The organism is Enterocloster alcoholdehydrogenati, from assembly GCF_013282095.1.
Taxonomy (GTDB): domain Bacteria; phylum Bacillota; class Clostridia; order Lachnospirales; family Lachnospiraceae; genus Enterocloster; species Enterocloster alcoholdehydrogenati.
In genome coordinates this window covers 450013-469649 of the sequence record NZ_BLTJ01000001.1, presented here as the reverse complement: position 1 = coordinate 469649, position 19637 = coordinate 450013, and the positions used below count along the sequence as shown (strand labels likewise).

16 protein-coding genes are annotated in these 19637 nt (G+C 50.5%); 12 read left to right on the top strand and 4 right to left on the bottom strand.

Translation table 11 applies throughout. From position 1 onward, the window contains the following. The first annotated feature begins 30 nt into the window (after positions 1–30). Positions 31–1584 carry a purple acid phosphatase family protein gene (locus HW447_RS02215; RefSeq protein WP_176253676.1) on the top strand — a complete coding sequence of 518 codons (1554 nt, stop codon included), beginning with the start codon at positions 31–33 and terminating at the stop codon, positions 1582–1584. 16 nt (positions 1585–1600) lie between these two features. After that, entirely contained in the window at positions 1601–2734 is a 1134-nt protein-coding gene (locus tag HW447_RS02210; protein WP_243176176.1) for a YibE/F family protein, read from the top strand. Here the strand turns inward: HW447_RS02210 and HW447_RS02205 are convergent. Next, a complete protein-coding gene (locus HW447_RS02205) occupies positions 2728–3387 on the bottom strand; it encodes a DUF6198 family protein (RefSeq protein ID WP_176253675.1) in 660 nt (219 codons plus the stop codon). The genes HW447_RS02210 and HW447_RS02205 overlap by 7 nt on opposite strands. Before the next feature lie 320 nt (positions 3388–3707). Continuing rightward, positions 3708–4955, bottom strand: a complete 1248-nt coding sequence (locus HW447_RS02200; protein ID WP_176253674.1) for an NAD(P)-dependent oxidoreductase — start codon at positions 4953–4955, stop codon at positions 3708–3710. Positions 4956–5269: 314 nt separating this feature from the next. Here HW447_RS02200 and nagA point away from each other — a divergent pair, with 314 nt between their 5' ends. Together nagA and HW447_RS02190 are read left to right on the top strand one after the other, a co-directional pair. After that, the gene (gene nagA, locus HW447_RS02195; protein ID WP_176253673.1) at positions 5270–6436 is read left to right on the top strand and encodes an N-acetylglucosamine-6-phosphate deacetylase; all 1167 of its coding nucleotides are present in this window, start codon (positions 5270–5272) and stop codon (positions 6434–6436) included. A gap of 130 nt (positions 6437–6566) precedes the next feature. Further along, a complete protein-coding gene (locus HW447_RS02190; protein WP_176253672.1) occupies positions 6567–7484 on the top strand; it encodes a DUF1266 domain-containing protein in 918 nt (305 codons plus the stop codon). A gap of 159 nt (positions 7485–7643) precedes the next feature. Here the strand turns inward: HW447_RS02190 and HW447_RS02185 are convergent, their stop codons facing one another. Continuing rightward, positions 7644–8240, bottom strand: a complete 597-nt coding sequence (locus HW447_RS02185) for a GNAT family N-acetyltransferase (RefSeq protein ID WP_176253671.1) — start codon at positions 8238–8240, stop codon at positions 7644–7646. Positions 8241–8568: 328 nt separating this feature from the next. Here HW447_RS02185 and citD point away from each other — a divergent pair, with 328 nt between their 5' ends. The 3 genes from citD to citF are packed head-to-tail and all read left to right on the top strand — an operon-like array spanning position 8569 to position 11328. Then, positions 8569–8868, top strand: coding sequence for a citrate lyase acyl carrier protein (gene citD / locus HW447_RS02180; protein WP_176253670.1), 300 nt, complete (start codon positions 8569–8571; stop codon positions 8866–8868). Beyond that, positions 8865–9767, top strand: coding sequence for an aldolase/citrate lyase family protein (locus tag HW447_RS02175; protein ID WP_176253669.1), 903 nt, complete (start codon positions 8865–8867; stop codon positions 9765–9767). The genes citD and HW447_RS02175 overlap by 4 nt, the downstream gene beginning before the upstream one ends. Before the next feature lies 1 nt (position 9768). Beyond that, positions 9769–11328, top strand: coding sequence for a citrate lyase subunit alpha (gene citF, locus HW447_RS02170; RefSeq protein WP_176253668.1), 1560 nt, complete (start codon positions 9769–9771; stop codon positions 11326–11328). Between the two features lie 113 nt (positions 11329–11441). Here citF and HW447_RS02165 read toward each other — a convergent pair whose 3' ends face one another. Beyond that, complete coding sequence (locus tag HW447_RS02165) at positions 11442–12128, bottom strand: response regulator transcription factor (RefSeq protein ID WP_176253667.1); 687 nt, start codon at positions 12126–12128, stop codon at positions 11442–11444. A 163-nt stretch (positions 12129–12291) separates the two neighbouring features. Between HW447_RS02165 and HW447_RS02160 the strand changes: the two genes are divergently transcribed. The 5 genes from HW447_RS02160 (at position 12292) to HW447_RS02140 (ending at position 19553) form a co-directional block, all read left to right on the top strand. Next, positions 12292–14529, top strand: coding sequence for an ATP-binding protein (locus HW447_RS02160; protein ID WP_243176175.1), 2238 nt, complete (start codon positions 12292–12294; stop codon positions 14527–14529). Positions 14530–14669: 140 nt separating this feature from the next. Further along, positions 14670–16007, top strand: coding sequence for a CitMHS family transporter (locus HW447_RS02155; protein ID WP_176253666.1), 1338 nt, complete (start codon positions 14670–14672; stop codon positions 16005–16007). A gap of 175 nt (positions 16008–16182) precedes the next feature. After that, positions 16183–17190 (top strand): [citrate (pro-3S)-lyase] ligase, encoded by a 1008-nt coding sequence (gene citC, locus HW447_RS02150; protein ID WP_176253665.1) that lies wholly within the window; start codon positions 16183–16185, stop codon positions 17188–17190. A gap of 68 nt (positions 17191–17258) precedes the next feature. Next, entirely contained in the window at positions 17259–18872 is a 1614-nt protein-coding gene (locus tag HW447_RS02145) for an amidohydrolase (RefSeq protein WP_176253664.1), read from the top strand. Between the two features lie 45 nt (positions 18873–18917). After that, positions 18918–19553: an endonuclease III domain-containing protein gene (locus HW447_RS02140; RefSeq protein WP_176253663.1), complete on the top strand. Its 636-nt coding sequence runs from the start codon at positions 18918–18920 to the stop codon at positions 19551–19553. Positions 19554–19637: the final 84 nt, after the last annotated feature.

Below are 19637 nucleotides of genomic sequence, written 5' to 3'. Positions count from 1 at the left end.
TCTGAAAAAACAGAAAAGAAGGGAAATGTTATGAAAAAGAAGAGAGTCATAGCCGGGATCCTGGCGGGAGTTCTGGCAGTGGGGGGCCAGCAGGTATGGGCGGCTACTACTCATTACAACGATTCAGCAGTGACCGGAGGATCCAAAGAGTGGCAGGACTGGACGGGATCGTGGGAGCAGGTGGCAAATGATTACACCTATGTATCCCTGACGCCCGGCGCGGCAGCGTCCCAGTTGAATTTTGCCTGGTACAGCGAGGGAACCAACGCTACGCCTGTGGTATACTTCGGAACAGATGCCAACGATTTAAAGGCCTATAACGGCCAGGCAAGCGGTGTGGATACAGGGCTTACAGGGGGAAAAAGCTATTCCTACAACTATGTGACCGTAGACGGTTTACAGGAAAACACCACCTATTATTATTCGGTAGAAAAGAGCGGCGTAAGAACGCCGGCTGAGGTCTACCGGACAGGCAGCTTTGAAAATGTAAATATCCTCTACGTAGGCGATCCTCAGGTGGGCGCGTCCAAGGGACAGCCTCAGGGAGAAGGAAAGCTGTCGGCCGATGGGGGAGCAGCCAATACAGCGGCCCGCAACGATGGTTTTGGCTGGGACCGCACTCTGGATATCGCTTTAGCCCAGAACCCGGATTTGAACTTTGCAATCTCGGCAGGCGATCAGGTCAACAAGACGGGAAAGCCTAAGGAAGAGGAGTATGCGGCATACCTTTCCGCCAGCGCGTTAAAGAGCCTTCCAGTAGCGACCACCATCGGAAACCATGACTCTCTCAACAAGGATTACAGCTATCATTTCAACAATCCCAACCCTACCGGCCTTGGAATGACAGAGGCAGGCGGCGATTATTACTATACCTACGGCCCAGGCCTTTTTATTGTTTTAAATACCAATAATTATAATGTAGCGGAGCACGAGCAGGCCATAAAGAAGGCGGTAGAGAACTTCCCGGATACAAAATGGCGCATCGTCACCATTCACCAGGATATCTACGGCTCCGGTCTGGATCATTCCGATACGGATGGTATGATCCTGCGTACCCAGCTGACCCCTGTATTTGATAAGTACGACGTGGATGTTGTACTCCAGGGACACGACCATACATACAGCCGTTCCAAACTTCTTTACGGCGACGGAAAGACACACGGCTCTTATGAATTCCGCCTTGATGAGACCGGCAGTGATTATGACTGGGATCATGCATACAATGTAAATACAGACGAGTCTATTTCCCTGTATCCTGAGGATGAGGAGGCGGCTGCCTTAAAAGCGGGATTTACTGAGGATAACCGCTGCTATACCATTGAAAGCTCCGGTCAGTCCGTTGTTACGAATCCCAAGGGAACTCTGTACATGACAGCCAACTCTGCCTCCGGTTCCAAATACTATGAGCTGACTAATTCCAAGCAGGATTACATTGAGGTAAGAAGCCAGAACTGGCTTCCCAGCTACTCTGTGATTAACCTGACAAATGATGATTTCAAGATCACCAGCTATCAGATCACAGATGATGGAAAGGTAGAGACCATTGACAATACCTTTACCATCCATAAGACAACTGACCGATGACAGGAAACAGCAAAACATGAATGAAAAACAGATCTTACAGATCAAAAAAAGATTCTTCCTGGCGGCTGTGGTGCTTCTTGGCATCCTGGCCGTCTGGAAGTTAAATGATATTTCAAAGACTCAGCTTGTAAACCGCACCGGACAGACCTTTGAAACCGGCGTGGTGGTCCGTATCCTGGAGGATAATATCCAGGAGGACGGTACGAGAGTGGGTCAGCAGACCGTAGTGGTGCGGATGACCAGTGGAGTGAAAAAGGGACAGGAACTTACAACCACCAGCAGCGCAGGCTATCTCTTCGGAGCCGCCTGCAGGGTAGGAATGCGGGTGGTGATTCTCCAGAGCGTCGCAGGCGATTCCGTAATCACAAGCGTATATTCCATGGACCGAAAAGAGGTTATGATCGGATTTGCCCTGCTGTATCTGGCGGCTCTGTGCATCGTAGGGGGCAGGAAGGGGGTCAGAGGAGCCCTGGGTCTTGTCTTTACCTTTGGTGCGATCATTTACGTTTATCTGCCGGCCGTCTATTTGGGCTGCTCGCCGTTTTGGACTTCTGTATGGATCTGCGCGATTACTGCGCTGGTCACCATGTATCTGATCGGAGGGGCCACAAAAAAGACCTTATGCGCTACCTTGGGAACACTGGCAGGCGTCATTATCGCCGGGGTTACAGCCGCCATTTTTTCAGAGCTTTCCGGTATCACCGGATGGAATGTGTCAGATATTGAAAGCCTTTTAACACTTTACGAAACAAATGGGATCAAGGTAGGGGGACTGCTCTTTTCCGGACTTTTGATCAGCGCGTTAGGAGCGGTGATGGACGTGGCAATGTCCATCTCCAGCTCCATGAAGGAACTTTGCGATCAGAACCCGGACATCACCCGGCGGGAGCTGATGAAGGCGGGGATGAGAGTGGGACGGGATATGATGGGAACGGATTCCAATACACTGATTTTGGCCTTTGCCGGCAGCAGTGTTTCCATGCTGCTGATGGATTATGCCTATAACCTTCCGTTTTTGCAGATCATCAATTCCAATAACATAGGCATTGCTGTTATGCAGGGGCTTTCGGGAAGCTTTGGGATTGTGCTGAGCGTTCCGGCTACGGTGATGTCCGGGGCTTTTATCTATAAAAGGCAGGGCGTTCACTGAGGTTCCAGAAAGGATACAAAGCGGAATTTCCGATCCAGCAGCCCGCCTGTGAGGCTGATTCCCTTTCCCATGGTAAAGGCTGCCAGGACGGTTCCGATTCCCAGCCCCGCAATATGGCCCAGAAAGAAAAAGGTCATGCATCCGGTGATGATAAGGCAGGTTACATCAAAGCTGATCTTGATTTTGGAATACGGCCCTGAGAGAATGTCGGCAAGTTCTCTGGGAAACAGGTCGGTAGGAATAATAGGGAGCCTGCAGCGGTTGGAAAGGGCGATGCCGACACACAGGATTAAATAGCTGGCGCAGAAATAAAAAAGGCGCAGGGGAAGAGACAGGGGAAGTGCATTGACCCATGGCTCGTGGATGTCGATCATCTTTCCGAAGAAAAATCCGGCTACGAAACTGAACAGGTAGGAGGGCATGAATTTTTTTCGCAGGATCATCAGGCTCAGTACGAGAAAACCCTGGAAGAGATAGGTCCAGGTGCCCAGAGAAAGCAGTGGGAATACCTTCGTGAATGCGTAGGGGACGCTTGAGATAGCGGAGATGCCGGATCCGGAGCGGAGCATTAAAACGACGCCAAGGCTGTTGATGATGATAGCGATGAGGAGGGCAAGTTCGCCTCTGAGAGTAACGGTGTTTGTTTCTTTCATGGAGATTCACTCTTTTCTGTTGGTATTTTCGTATCGTGTGCTGGTAAAGCGCACACTTCCATCTGCGGACAGGAGTGCCGAGCCGTTTTGCCCGCAGGCGGGAAGAAAGGCCGCAGACAGTCCGGTTTATAAATGGTATCCCTGGGAAATGGATACGACTGTTTATTATAAGACGGTGTATGGAAAATTTCAATGTGCAAATGTACTCGTACAGGAAAGAAAGACCGACTGAAAATCGTTCATATTTTCCTGCGGGGACGGTCAGGGGGATTTGGCCGCCAGAGGTATTTAAGCCTCTGGCGGCTTTGTGATGAAAACGCCTACTGTTTCGCAGCTTCTTCTGTTGATGCCAGACTCTGCATATACTGGTGCATGGATTCAGCCACGATCTTGCTGTGGGCCACCGCCTCCACCACGGTGCGTGCACCGTTTACCACATCGCCGGAGGCAAAGATGCCGGGACGGGTGGTGTGGCCGGTCTCATCGGCTACCAGAAGGCCTCTGGCGTCAGCCGCCAGCCCCTGGGTCGTGTTCACGATCCGGTTCTGGGGCCCTTGGCTGATAGAGATGATCACGCTGTCGGCCGGATAAAGCTGCTGGGAACCGGAAACGTCGGTAAAATGGCCGTTTTCATCCTCGATCACATCTTTAAAGATCACGCCCTCGTCAGTGATCTCCACAGGCGCTTTGTTATACTCAAATCGTACACCCTCCAACTGGGCATAGCTGAACTCATGATGGCTGGCGGCTACTTTCTTGGTGATAGAGAAACAGGTCAGCTGCCGCACACCCTTTCGGATCGCGGTTCTGGCTACATCCATAGCTGCATTGCCGGCGCCAATGACGATCACGCGGTCTCCCAGTTCATAGCTGTCCGGATTGTTCAGATAGTTGATGCCGAAGTGCACATGGCCCAGGGTCTCTCCCTTGATATGGAGGGCATTGGGCTTCCAGACGCCGGTTCCCACGAAAATAGCCTTATAACCGTCACGGAACAGATCGTCGATACCGATGGCTCCGCCGATATGTGTGTTGGGGCGGAATTTAATGCCTTTTAAGTCAAGATGGCGGTATTTGAAGTCATCCAGCACCGATTTTGGAAGGCGGAATTCTGGGATCCCGTAGCGGAGAACGCCGCCGATCCGGTCCTTTCCCTCAAAGATGGTTACATCGTAGCCATACCGGGCCAGGATCACCGCGATGGTCAGACCGGCGGGGCCGGAGCCAATGATAGCTGCCCTCATGCCGTTGGAGGGAGCGGGGCCCTGGGTCATCTTATTGGCGTAGGTGGAAGAAATATAATTTTCAATCGTAGAAAAGTGCACCGGAGCGCCCTTGCGCCCCAGTACACAGTGGCCTTCGCACTGATTCTCGTGATTGCAGACCAGGCTGCACACCGTGGTCAGGGGATTATTTTCAAAAAGCACCCGCCCCGCCTCGTCCAGATGACCTTCTTTTAACAGGCGGATCACCTGAGGAATGGGGGTGCTGATCGGACAGCCTTTCTGGCACTGGGGAACCTTACATCCCAGACAGCGGTTTGCTTCATCCATAACGTGTAATGCCATAGAGATTTTCCTCCCTGAAAATGATTTTCCTTCATATATTAACACAAAAATCACTTTGTGGCCAGTGCATAATCATTTGTATGCAATTCTGTTACGAATGATAAAAAATGCACAAGCGTTTTTGATGGAGAAACCAATGTATAAACGACCCCCCCTGTGATTGTTAATAAAATAACACAAAAATCATGGAAATACACTGTAAAATATGTTATATTGATAACAAAGTGCGGATATCCCCCTTGACAGGTATCTGTACGGCTGGCAGTCTGCTGAGAAACAGACTGCAAAAACAGAAGAACAGGAGAGGTATTATTATGAGCAGACAACTGTTTTACAATGGGCTTGTGTACATGGATCATCGGTTTCAAAAACTCTGCGTTCTGACAGAGGATGGAGCGATTGCCGGAATTGGGGAGTGGATTTCGGATCCGCAGGCGGAGCGAATCGATTTAAAGGGACGCCGTCTCACACCGGGATTTCTGGATATTCACACCCACGGCGCTGCCGGGGCAGACGTCAACGGTGCAGATCCTGCAGGGTATGAGAAGATCAGTTGCTTTATGGCATCCCAGGGTACGGTAGGCTGGCTGGGCTCCGTACTGACGGACACAAAGGAACAGACGCTGGCCTGTATTGAAGCTTACAGGAAATGGAAAACAATGGAGCATAAGGGGGCTGTGATGATGGGAATCCATCTGGAAGGGCCATTTCTCAGTCCTGAGTATAAGGGCGCTATGCCTCAATCCCTTTTGCAGGTGAAGAACATCCCGCTGATCGAGGAATATCAAAGGGCGGCAGAGGGAGACATCCGCTATATTACTGTTTCTCCTGAGATAGAAGGTATGACGGAGGACATTCCAAAGCTGAAGGCGCTGGGGATTCAGGTTGCGATCGGCCATTCCGGTGCGGATTACGACACGGCCAGGGCAGCCATTGCAAATGGAGCCATGGCTGCCACCCATACGGGAAATGCCATGAAGCTGCTCCATCAGCATTTTCCTGCTATCTGGGGGGCGGTGCTGGAAGATGATGAGGTGTACTGCGAGATCATCTGCGACGGACGCCATCTCCATCCGGGAACCGTCCGCCTGATTTTAAAGACCAAGGGACTGGATCGGGTCATAGCAGTAACAGACTCCATAATGGCGGCCGGACTGCCGGATGGAGAATACAAGCTGGGGGTCAACGACGTAGTGGTGACAGACGGAGATGCAAAATTAAAGACAGACGGAACCCGTGCCGGAAGTACCCTGACTACGGGAAAGGCGCTGGAAAATCTGGCGGCCTTTACAGGAAAACCCATAGAAGCCCTTCTGCCTCTTCTTACCGAGAACCCTGCAAAACTTCTGGGGCTTACGGATCGTTTCGGCTATATCAAAGAGAACCGCGCAGCCAGTTTTGCAGTTCTGGATGAAATGGGCCGGGTGGCAGAAACCTATGTGGAAGGCAGGCGGGTATTCTCCCGAGATATTTTAAAATAAAATACAATCCGGTTCTTTCCGTCAGAATTTCGTCAGAAATGTGTAAGTTGGCAATCCAGGGGGGCTGTGTTATACTGTAAATGCAATTTAAGAAGATACACAGCAGATATGGGTGAGAGGATGATTCACAATGAAGACGAGACATAAATGGTTGACAAAAACAGTGGCCCTTGCCTGCGCGGTCATGATCTCATGCCCCCTTACTGCCTTTGCCGGCTGGCAGAAGGAAGGGGATACTTATGCTTATTATGAAGAGGACGGTACCAGGGTGGTCAATGACTTCCGCAAATCAGGCAGTCAGTGGTTCTATCTGGATGAAAACGGCCACATTGTAAGAAACTGTGAACGGGAGATAGGCGGAAAGATCTATGTATTTAATGAGAGAGGAGCTATGGATCCCAGTGCCACCAGAAAAGCGGGAGAGAGCGGGAACTCCGGTGCAAAAAGCACTTCGGGCCGTTCCTCGTTTTCTGCGATCAGCAGCAGACAGCAGTATTTAAACAAAACGGCAAATCCCTACATGAATGACAAGACAGTTCAGTGGTTTAATGCCACCTGTGCCATCCTGACCCGGCACAATGCAGGCAATATACGCGCTTTTGGCGGCGGGCTTAAACTGGCGGGCAAAGAGGAAAACGGCGAGGAGATGGATAAGGCTACCAGAGACCAGAACCGCCAGATGTTAAAGGACAGCTGGAACATTACAGACCGGGCGTCTGCGGATGCGGTGCTTAAGGAACTGCTTTCCTCAGCCCGTGAAAATGCTTCGGCCTACGATTACAGCCGTGCCATGTCGAATCTGGGATTTTATTACCTGGCAGACTATTATACAGAGACAGAGGCTTTGGATCAGTCCCTGGAGGTGGCAAAAGAGATTCAGAAATCGTTTGGTTCCTGGGAGGAATTTATAGAGAATTACCTGACTGGATATGAGGAATGGTCGAAAGATACCTCCGGCGACAGAAGGAAGCTTTATGAGAATCTGAAGAACAGCCAGTGGAATCCCTATGCAATAGACTGGAATGTAAAGCTTAAAAAGAGCTGGTAAGAGAAAAATACGGAAAAAATAGACAAAAATGCCCCGCAGAGAGAATCGGCTGATTTTCTGTCTGCGGGGTGTTTTGTCTGCATGGATCATATCTGCCATACCGGAGAGCAAATATAATTCGGCAGCGGGAAAATTCGCTGTAACTCAGCCTGCAAAAAGTCAGAGTCCGTGCGTCAGCAGGTCTTTAACCTCGCAGAACGGACGGATGGAGGGCATATCAGTCTGGTGGTTTCCGACGAGCTTTTCCATCCAGATCATATTATACCAGCGGCCGAACTTGTAACCGCACTGGTGAAATTCACCCACCAGCCGGTAGCCCAGATGGAGATGAAAGTCGGCGCTGTTTCTGGTAAGATACTCATCTTCAGTTTCCGGCCAGGCGATACAGGCATTTAAGTTGAGGATATTCTGGGCGGTGAGAATGCGTTCCAGGGCGCAGTAGAGCTGTTTGCCCACGCCTGTGCGGCGTCTGTCCATATCTACATAGATAGAGGTTTCCACCGCCCAGTCATAGGCTGGGCGTTCATGGAAGGGGCCGGCATAGGCATACCCCAGAATCTGACCGTCCGTTTCTGCGATCAGGTAGGGGTACCGTTTCAGGGTATGGCGGATCCGGCGGGCAAATTCTTCCTCAGAGGGAACTTCATATTCAAATGTAATGGCGGTTCGCTCCACATAAGGGCGGTAGATGGATAAGAGCGCCCCGGAATCATCCGGGACAGCGGCGCGGATCGTAATGGGGGATGGATGGGTCATAGCGTGTACCTCCTGCATATTAAGACTGTTTGTCGGCCGCTGCACAGCAGCAAATCCTGACTTTACGATACAGTGTATCGGATTTGGCGGCAGGAAGCAAGGGGGATTTGATTGATATATATAAATCGAACAGACCTTTGTCCTGCATGGAGGCTGCATACATTGGTCTGGTTTCTTAATAAAAATTAAGAAAAACCGGTTGCCAAGTTAAGATTTATTTTCTATCATAAAGGCATAAACAAGAGGAAAAAGATGTGCTTTCATAAATGTCCGAGCATGGGCCCGGGGTGTGGAAGAGGGCGCACCGAATTTTAAGGAGGAGCAGAAAATGGAGATCAAGAAACCTGCCATGGCGGGAACGCTGGAATCCAGTGACTGCCAGGTAACTGTGGAGCCGGGGGATGGCTCTGTGGAATTCAACCTGGAGAGCGCGGTGATCAATCAGTACGGCAATCAGATCAGAAAGATTGTGATGGAGACCCTGAAACATCTGGATGTGGACAATGTGAGGATCTCAGTGGTAGACAAGGGCGCTCTGGACTGCACCATCAAGGCCAGAGTAGAGGGCGCGGTGTTCCGTTCGGTTGACCAGTATGAAAAACTTCCGTGGGGAGGTGCCATCCGATGATCAATGCAAATAAAAAACGTCTGAGACGAACCATGATGTTCTTAAATGCACAGAAGCCGGGGCTTATCAAGGATCCTTATATTTACAGGCCCGATTCCATTATGCTGGATTTGGAGGATGCGGTGGCTGAGAACCAGAAGGACGCAGCCCGTTTTTCTCTGTATCACGCATTAAAGGAGATTAACTACAGAGGCTGTGAAAGGGTAGTCCGCATCAATGGCCTGGATACCCCTTACTGGGAAGAGGACATCCACTGCGCTGTAGCCGGCGGCTGCGATGCAATCCGTATCCCAAAAACGGAGTGCGCCCTGGATGTACAAAGGGTGGAAGCGGTAGTGGAAGAGTGTGAGAAACAGTACGGCATCCCGGAGGGCCACACGCTGATTATGGCGGCGATAGAATCTGCCAGAGGCGTTATGAAGGCTCTTGAGATCTGCGAGTCCTCTGAGCGTATGTTCGGCATTGCCCTTTCCGGCGGTGACTATACCAAAGATCTGCAGACCCATATCACAGGCACCGGCTTAGAGCTTATGGGAGCCCGTCAGAACATGATCATTGCTGCCAGAGCAGCCGGCGTACAGTGCTTTGATACAGTTTACACCAACTTAGACGATATGGAGGGTTTCCGCCGTGACGTGGATACCATCCACCTTATGGGCTTTGACGGAAAGTCCATCATCAATCCTCGCCAGATAGGCATTGTCCATGAGATCTTCACACCCACCCAGAAGGATATCATTTTTGCGGAAAAGGTGGTCAAGGAGATCGATGAAAAGAAGGCCCTTGGAATCGGCGTATTCACCGTAGACGGCAAGATGATCGACATTGCTTTCTATGACGGCGCAAAGAGAACCATCGACCTTGCAAAGGCATCCGGCGTATATAAGGGGGATCTGTAAAATGATAAATGCAGTAGGCAGGGACATTCCCGAAGAGATCTTAAAACAGACTGGAAAAGAAGTGTTCCAGGGAAACCATTACAGGGACGGCTATGTGTATAAAAAGGACGGCCCCTATACAAAATGTGTCATCAACAACAGCGGCTCCAAGCTGGTGGATTCCATTCATGATGTGCTGGTAAAATGCGGCATAAAAGACGGCATGACCTTAGGCTTCCATCACCACTTCCGTGAAGGCGACTATATCGTGAATATGGTCATGGAGGAAGTACACCGGATGGGAATTAAGGATATCACCATCTGCGCCAGCTCCTTAGGAAAAGCCCACGACCCTATCGTGCCTTATATTGAGGACGGAACCATTACCAATATTCAGTCCTCCGGCGTCCGCGGAAAGATTGGTGAAGCCATTTCCGCAGGAAAATTAAAGGGTCTGGCCATCATGCGTTCCCACGGCGGCCGTGTACGCGCTATTGAGAGCGGAGAAACCCGTGTGGATATCGCATTTATCGGAACACCTACCGCTGATGATTACGGCAACTGCCGGGGCATCGGCGGAAAGAGCGACTGCGGCGTTCTTTCCTACGCCATGGTAGACGGTGATTATGCGGACAAGGTGGTTGCCATCACGGACTGCCTGGTGCCGTTCCCCAACTTCCCGGCCCATATCTCCATGACAAAGGTAGATTATGTGGTAGTGGTAGATGCCATCGGAGATCCCAAAAAGATTGCTACCGGCGCCGCAAAGCCCACCACGGATATGAGAAAGCTTATGATGGCAGATTACTGCACGCAGTTTGTAGTAAATACTCCATACTTTAAGGACGGATTTTCCTACCAGACCGGCGTAGGCGGGGCTTCTATCGCCTCTACAATCTCCCTTGCAAAGATCATGAAGGAGAGAAATATCCGGATGCGCTTTGGCGTAGGCGGACTTACAAAACCCATGTGCGATCTTCTGATCAACGGCCAGGCAGATTGTCTGCTGGATACCCAGGACTTTGACCTGGCAGCCGTAGAGTCAGTAAAGAATTTAAAGCACTTCCGTATTTCCGCAGGCGAGTACGCAGATCCCTTTAACAAGGGCGCTGTGGTAAACAAGCTGGATTTCGTGATCCTGGCCGCTCTGGAAGTGGATGTGAACTTTAACTGCAACGTGGTAGTAGGATCCGACGGCGTTATCACCGGTGCTCAGGGAGGCCATCCCGATACAGCGGCAGGAGCTAAGTGCACCATCGTGATTGCACCCCTTCTCCAGGGAAGAATCCCGGCCATCTGTTCCGAGGTTACTACAGTAACCACACCAGGCGAGAGCATCGACGTCGTCATCACAGACTATGGTATCGCCATCAACCCTAAAAGACAGGATCTCATCGAGGCCATGAAAGATGTAGACCTGCCCTTTAAGACCATTGAGGAGCTGCGCGACATTGCGTACTCCATCGTAGGCGAGCCGGAAAAGGTGCAGTTTGGGGACAGAGTGGTAGGTATTATCGAGGCAAGAGACGGCACCATTATGGATGTGGTGCGTCAGGTAAAGAAGTTCGAGTTTGCAGAGTAACCCATCTCCTGGTTGTTAAATCATAACCCCACACTGCAGCTCCCCTTTGTTGTCATGATAATAAAAATGTCCGGCTGTGCATACACAGCCGGACATTGACGAAATATAAACAGTTACGGTACAAAACGGTACCCCACACCTCTTACCGTAATAATATGGGCCGGCTTTTGCCGGTCCTTTTCGATTTTTCCCCGGAGCCGGTTGATATAGACCATAATGGCGTTGTCATCAATGGCTACGGTGGTGCCCCAGACCTGCTCATAGATCATATCCTTTGTATAGATCTGTCCGGGATGCTTGATGAACAGCAGGAGGAGGGCGCTTTCCTTCGAGGACAGGATCAGTTCTTCACCGTCCTTGTAGAAACGCATGGTAGAGGAATCATAGGTAAAGGGACCGCATTCCAGAAGAGAGGACTGGCTGGCCATCATGTTTTTAGTCCGCCGGATCAGCGCTTTTACCTTGGCGCCCAGGACAACGGGGCGAAACGGCTTGGTGATATAGTCGTCAGCTCCGATGGAAAGTCCGTAAATAGAATCATAGTCCTCGTTCCGTCCGCTGACGATCATCACCGGGGTCTGTATGCCGTCCTCCCTGAGATGCTGGATTACTTCAAAACCCTCCATATCCCCTAACATGATATCCATAAGGATCACGTCATAGGTATGGTGCTTTAACCGTTCCAGGGCCTTTGTGCCGCTTCCGGCCGTGTCTGTTTCCAGGTCATTGCTGTGCATAACCTTTTCCAATAATTTACAGATAGACGGGTCATCGTCTACGATCAATACCTTATCAGCCATAATAATTGGTTCCTTCCCAGGGATAAACGTTTTATTTTCTTTGTAACGATCCGTCCTGAATCGTTGCTTTTCTTTCTGCCTATTATACAGTATTATAATATTAGAATCCGGTCAAAGTCAATCGTGAAAGGGAAATTAGAGGATGAAAAGAGGATAAACAGATATGGAAAATAAAGTAAAACAATTGGGCAAAATGGATGCAGACCAGAAGCTGGTCCTGGTTGCGGGTCTGGTAAGTATTCTTTCCATCGCATTTATTTTTATGGGTACCAGGATCTGGGAGGAATATAAAAAGGGCGTCATTGGAAACCAGAAATCCCAGATGCTGCTGACCGCTGAATGTCTGGCAGATAATCTGGAAGGCGTAGTGGGAGAGTATACCAGAGATCTTCACTCTCTCTGGGCCTACAGCAAAGATAAGAGCTGGGAAGAGCAGATAAGGCTCTGGAACTCCTACAGAGAAGGCCACGGCCCTGTGATCCATGATGTGATCCTTCAGGGAAAAGAAGGGGAATGGGGCAGGGGATATCCCCAGGAAAAAATAAAACTGGCAGATTCCGATTCTGTGATTGATGATAAGACAAAGCTGATCCCGGCTTCCATCGGAGAAGATGGGGGCTATGTGGTACTTAGGTATGAACCGGTTCCGGGAGAGAGCGTTTCTCTGGTGCTGGACAGTCAGATTTATTATGAGCAGGTTTTTTCGGGGATTCAGGTGGGAACCAACGGATATGTGGTAATCAAGGATAAAAGCGGTACCATTCTTATGCATCCTGGGCAAAATCAGTACGGCATTGACGTGATCGAAGGCCGCCATGAGATGTATCCGAACAAGGATCTTACCAGCCTTAAGGCCATGATTGACCATCAGCTGGAGGGACGCACCGGAGTGGAGGAATATAATTCCTACTGGTGGACAAAGGAAGGCGCGCCTGCGGTCCGAAAGCTAAGCGCTTATACGCCTGCAAACATTGGAGAGGACTTTCTTGTAGTCAGTGTAGTCATTGATTATGACGATATCTATATTCCGGTGGAAACGGGATTTTTCCGGATCATTCTGGTCTTTATCTGCGCGTTTATTACGGCTCTTTCCATGGCGGTTTATATGTTCAGGCTTTTCCTGCAGAAAAAAGAAGATAAGGAGCAGATTGCTTATCTGACGGAACTGAACCGTATTCTGGAGGAGATGCACCAGAGCGAGGAAACCATTGCCCATCAGCAGCGCTTACAGATCATGGGAACCATGACCGGCGGTATTGCCCACGAGTTTAACAACCTGCTGACTCCGATTATGGGGTATGCAGATTTTCTGATGATGGAGCTGCCGGAGGACTCTGATGGGTTTGACAGTGCCAGGGAGATCTATGGGGCGGCCGAGAAGGCCAAGGAGATCATCCAGCAGATTTCCTCCTTAAGCCGTAAAAATATTGAAACCGCCTTTAAGACGCTGGATGCGTCCAGGGTACTCAGGCGGGCGGTGAAGATGGTCCAGTCGGTCTGCCCCGCCAACATTCGTCTTACAGGGGAAATGAAGCTGGACGGGGTTTTTATTATGGGAAATGAGACACAGCTGAATCAGGTCATTTTAAATATCGGCGTCAATGCAATCCATGCCATTGGCCGGGAGGAGGGCGGACAGATCCGTGTCAGCGCCCGCGTCCTTAGAAGGGAGGAGCTGGAGCCGGAGGTTCCTCTTGGAAAGAAGGAGAGCTGGAGCCGTTTTGTGCAGATCAATATTGAGGACAACGGCTGCGGCATGAGCCCGGATGTATTAAAGCAGATGTTTGATCCGTTTTTTACCACAAAGAAGGGCGGAAAAGGCACAGGCCTTGGTCTGGCCCTCACAGAGCAGATTGTCACCTCCCATCGGGGCTTTGTCTGCGCTGACAGCCAGGCGGGAAAGGGGACGGTATTCCATCTCTACTTTCCGGCAGTAAAAAAGGATGAACAGGAAACCGCCGCAAATGCCGCCCTGTACCATCAAAATGACCCGGAGAACAGAAAGAAAAAAGGAGAAAATACGGGGATGTCCATACTTCTGGTTGACGACAATCCCAAGGTCCTGCGCCTTTTGGAAAAGAGTTTTGCCAGACTGGGAGTAACAGCTGACGCGGTTATGAGCTTTGAAGAAGCCAGGGAAAAGCTGAAAAACGGTCATTATGACGCTTTGGCGGCCGAGCAGTTTATTAAAGGAACCTCGGCGGTTAATTTCTGTATGTCCATCCAGGCCTTGAGCCCAGGTCTGATTCTGTTAGTCATGGCAGATCAGGTAGACCAGGAGCTGGCAGAAGCCAGGCAGCGGGGCATCATTCATGGATATGTGTCCAAACCGGTGTCGGACGCCGCTATTTTGCGGGCAGTGACAGAGGCTGCAAAAGGAAGAATTATAACGGAATCTTAACAAACTGTAAGCGCAGCCTTAAGGAGACTTAAGCCGTTGTCCTTTCTCATGTAAGGTTCTGGCCCTATACTGAAACCATAAGGAACAAACGTGTCTAAGATGTGATCAGAGGGCGTGCGGGAAGGAGAGGAGAAAGGGCAATGAATGAAACCATGCTTGCGATCCTGGGATTTGCGGCAATCATCATGCTTATTTTTCTGCTGCTTAGGAATGTGACCGCACCGGCCATTGCTTTTGTCGGGGTGTCTGCAGTGACGGCAGTGATCCTTGCGGGGACGGGAACCTTTACCATTAAGGAAATGGGAGATTTTATCAGCGCCGGTGTAAAGAGAGTACATTCTACGGCGGCTCTGTTTATCTTTTCGGCATTATTCTTCGGGATAATGACAGACGTGGGGATGTTTGACAGCATCATTGATGTTTTGATGAAGCGTGTGGGAAATAATGTAGTAGGCGTTGCCCTGATGACCTGCGTCATCGCCATGATGGGCCATCTGGACGGAGGCGGGGCAGCTGCTTTCTTAATCACAGTTCCCGCAATGTTTCCGGTATATAAACGTCTGCGGATGCGTCCTGTTGCATTGCTTTTAATCTGTGTTACCGCTATGGGTGCCGTGAATCTTCTGCCCTGGAGCGGGCCTGTGATGAGAACAGCCTCTGTGCTGGAAATTGAGGCAAATCTGCTGTGGATGAAGCTGTTCCCCATACAGCTGGTAGGCATTGTAATTGCCCTGTTTACCGCTGTTTTCTGGGGAGTGGCTGAAAAAAGAAGAGGGGCGGGAGGAAACAGCGCTCTGCCCGGGTATGATGACGATATGCCGGCGGAAGGGGACAGCGTCCGCAGCAGTAAGCTGGGGCGTCCGGAGAAATTTTGGTTTAATGTGATCCTGACGCTGGCTGTGATCCTGTGTATGGTATTCTTAAAAGCACCTTCTTATTCTATATTTATGATCGGCTGTGTAATCGCCCTTTTAGTGAATTATCCGGGTGAAAAACTCCAGAACAGGGTGATCTGGTCTCATTTCGGTTCAGCTATTATGATGACTTTTACGATCCTTGCGGCCGGTATGTTCTTGGGTATTCTGGAAGACAGTCAGATCATGAACCACATGGCAAATGTACTGGCATCCGTTATCCCCCAGTCCATGGGACAGTTTCTGCCCCTTATCATCGGCGTCCTGTCCGTGCCGCTGACTCTGCTGTTTGGCACAGATTCATATTTTTATGGCCTTCTCCCGGTACTGACAGGAGTGGGAAACAAATTCGGCGCAGATCCGATTCATATCGGTATGGCCATGGCAGTATGCCGCAACGGCGCTGCTTTTATGAGCCCTGTTGTTCCTGCTGCCTTCCTGGGCACAGGTCTTGCAGGGGTAGAGATCAAGGACCATATTAAGACTTGTTTCTTCTGGATCTGGGGAGTAAGTATCGTCAGCATGATCTCTGGTTTGCTTTTAGGTGTGCTTCATATAGCATAATATTCGATATAATGATGTGATGTGATGAAAACGGGCTGTGTCTCTTTTCCAAGTACCCGGAAAAGGGGATGGTCTGTTTTCATTTTTAGAAAAATTTAAGATCTCAGTCTTGCAAAGACTGCGGTCTTGATGGTAGGATATTTTTTATAAATGCTCAAAAAGGAGGAAAAGTCCCATGCTGGAAGGAAAACCTCTGACAGGCAGCGATCTGGAGCGCCTGAAGGAATTTTTAAAGAAAATGGATCTGGACTATGATCCTGGAATCGAATACACCATATGTCTGGAGGATGAAGATTATAACATCATCGCTGCCGGTTCGGCAGAGGAAAATGTACTGAAATGTATTGCCATTGCCCCGGAGTGCCAGGGCCAGGGACTGACAGGAACTGTGATCTCCCAGCTGATTCAGTATGAGTTTGAGAAGGGGCGCAGCCATCTTCTCATGTACACAAAGCCAAAAAACCAGGCCATGTTTGAGGATCTGGGCTTTTATACGATCCTGAAAACAGATCGTGTGCTGTTTATGGAAAATAAAAAACAGGGGTTTTCCGGCTTTTTGGATGCCATTCAAAGGGAGACGCCCGAAGCCGCTTTACAGCCGGAAGCAGTGGTAGGATCCATTGTGGCCAACTGTAATCCCTTTACCCTGGGCCACCGTTATCTGATCGAAGAAGCTCTAAAGCGGTGCGATTACCTGCATTTATTTGTTCTTTCAGACCGCCGCACCTTTTACAGCCCCGCAGACCGCTTTCAGATGGTTCAGGCCGGAACCGCAGATCTGGAGCGGGTGATTCTGCACAGGGCCTCGGACTATATCGTGTCAGCAGCTACCTTTCCTACTTATTTCATGAAGGAAAAGACGGAAGCGGGAAAGGCAAACTGCCGTTTGGATCTGGAGCTTTTTGGAAAACGCATCGCGCCTCCCCTGGGTATTACCCGACGCTTTGTGGGAACAGAGCCGGAGTGTGCAGTGACGGACTGTTACAATGTAACTATGAAAGAAGTGCTGCCGGATCTTGGTATTCAGGTGACGGAGATTCCCAGAAGAGAGATTGGAGGAGAAGTAATCAGCGCTTCTCTGGTGCGTGCGGCCGTGAAGGAAGGGCAGCCGGAGAAAATAAGGGCGCTGGTGCCGGAGAGTACCTGGAAGAGGATCCGGTCTACAGACGCCCGGAAGGCTTGATGGACGGCTGCAGAAGACCGCTGTCTGCGCAGTTTATGAGGAAAAGCGCTTAAAAAGGAGAAAATGCAGTGAAGCATATCTATGTAAACGGAAAAGTCTACACTGGGGAACTTCCTCTGGTTCAGGCCTTTGGGGAGGAAGAGGGGAAATTTGTCTTTGCTGGTTCTGATGAAGAGGCGGCGGCGCTTGCAGAACCGGGGGATAAGGTGACGGATCTGCAAGGCCGCTTTGTATGCAGCGGCTTTAATGACAGCCATATGCATTTGCTGAGTTATGGAAGCAGCCTGAGCGCCGCCCGGCTGGCTGCTCATACGGGAAGCTTAAAAGAGATGCTTCAGTATTTTAAGCAGTTTAAAACAGCCCATCCTGTTCCGGAAAATGGCTGGCTGATGGGCCGGGGATGGAATCAGGATTACTTCACAGATACAGACCGGATGCCGGACCGACATGACTTAGATCAGGTATCGGATACCGTTTTGGTCTGCGCTGTCCGCGCCTGCGGCCACTGTCTGACCGTCAATACGAAAGCCCTTGAGTTTTTAGGCGTCACGGCAGACACCCCACAGCCGGAGGGCGGACGGATCGGCATGGATGAAAATGGCCCGGATGGCCGTTTTTTTGACAGCGCTATGGATCAGGTGTACCATGCTGTTTTGCCGCCTGACAAAGAAGAGATCAAGCGCAGGATCCGCCTTGCCTGCTGTGCCTTAAATTCCTACGGAATTACCAGCTGTCAGACTGACGACTACTGTGTGTATCGGGATATACCCTGGCAGACCGTCAATGAGGCGTACAGGGAACTGGAGAAAGCCGGGGAGCTGACGGTTCGGGTCTATGAACAGTGCAATTTTACAGAGACTGCCGATGTAAAGGGCTTTGTGGAGGCCGGAAATATCACCGGAGCCGGTACAGAGTATTTTAAGCTGGGGCCCTTAAAGCTGCTGGGAGACGGGGCGCTGGGGGCAAGAACCGCGTATCTTAGCCGTCCTTACGCCGATGCCCCCTCTGCCCGCGGAATTCCCGTATTTTCTCAGGAGACCCTTGATGAGATGATCGGCTATGCAAATGCCGTCGGGATGCAGACAGCAGTCCACGCCATTGGAGACGCCTGTCTTGACCGGGTTCTTGCAGCCTATGAAAAGGCCTTTAAGGAACATCCGAGGAAGGATCACCGTCATGGGATTGTCCACTGTCAGATCACCCGGCCGGATCAGCTTAAAAAGATCGCCCAGATGGGGCTTCATGTATATGCACAGAGCATTTTCCTGGATTATGACAACCATATTGTAAAGGAACGGGTGGGAGAGGAACTGGCGGCCACCAGCTACAGCTGGAAAACGCTGATGAATATGGGGGTATCGGTGAGCAATGGAACGGACTGCCCGGTGGAAGTGCCGGATGCGCTGGCCTCTATGGAATGCGCGGTTACAAGAACCTCTTTAAAGGATCATACAGGCCCGTATCTGCCCAAGGAGGCATTTTCTGTAAAAGAGGCCCTGGACAGCTACACCATCCGAGGGGCAGAGGCAAGCTTTGAGGAAGGGATCAAGGGAAAGATCTGTCCGGGGATGCTGGCTGATTTTGTGGTGCTGGAGCAGTCTCCCTTTGAAGTGAAACCGGAAAATATCCACAGAATCTCGGTGTATGGGACGTATCTGGGCGGGAAAAAGGTATTTGGCTGAGAGGGCACAACAGTACAAGTTACGATGAGAGGAGAGATGCGTCGTATGACAAAGAAAGAATTGGCCCTGAAACTGATCCAACGTTTAAAGGAGGCATATCCGGAGGCGTCCTGCACCCTGGATTATAACCAGGCCTGGAAGCTTCTGGTGGGAGTCCGGCTGGCAGCACAGTGTACGGATGCCAGAGTCAATGTGGTCACAGAGGAACTTTATAAAAAATATCCCGATGTGGATGCTTTAGCCGCTGCATCGCCGGAAGAGATCGAAGACATTGTAAGGCCCTGCGGCCTTGGCCGCAGCAAGGCAAGGGATATAAGCGCCTGTATGCGGATTTTAAAGGAAGAATACGGCGGCCAGGTGCCGGATGACTTTGACGCCCTCTTAAAGCTTCCGGGTGTAGGCCGCAAAAGCGCCAACCTGATCATGGGGGATGTATTTGGGAAGCCGGCTATCGTGACGGATACCCATTGCATCCGTCTGGTAAATCGTATGGGGCTGGTGGATCATATAAAGGATCCGAAAAAGGTGGAAATGGCGCTCTGGAAGCTGATTCCGCCGGAGGAGGGCAGCGACTTCTGTCACCGGCTGGTTTTTCATGGAAGAGAGGTATGCAGCGCAAGAACCAGGCCTGACTGCGAGCATTGCTGCGTGGCAGATCTCTGCGCCAGAGCCGGAGTCTGATAGGAGGGCTGCGGGCTTTTGAAGAAAAGGAGAAAAATGCAGCCGTTGTCTGCATATAGTTAAAAAAAGCAAAAAGGCAGAGAT